At 39.4% G+C, this 251-nt stretch carries 1 protein-coding gene; it reads right to left on the bottom strand.

All coding sequences use genetic code 11. From position 1 onward, the window contains the following. Positions 1–251 (bottom strand): hypothetical protein (locus Q4528_RS14990; protein WP_303522478.1); only part of this gene is annotated, 251 nt, incomplete at both ends.

The following is a 251-nucleotide window of genomic DNA, read 5'->3' as shown; positions in this document are numbered from 1 at the left end:
ACATCAAGGCGCCATCCGGAAGCCCCATGTGTTAACCATGATTTCGATGCAGAATCTTTGTCATACATAATGTAATCAGAGAATTTCTCATTGTTTAACTCACTATCATAATTAACTGCGTCTCCTTCAACGCTTTTGATTTCAGGAAGAGAATCATATCCCCACCACGCCTGATAGTCGTAGCGTTCCTTCCCATTCTCATCCTTCACTTTTTCATTTTTGATATTAAACCAGTTATGGAAGCCATATTC

This window comes from Staphylococcus pasteuri, assembly GCF_030547725.1.
GTDB lineage: Bacteria > Bacillota > Bacilli > Staphylococcales > Staphylococcaceae > Staphylococcus > Staphylococcus pasteuri.
This window is presented reverse-complemented; position numbering and strand designations above follow the sequence as displayed.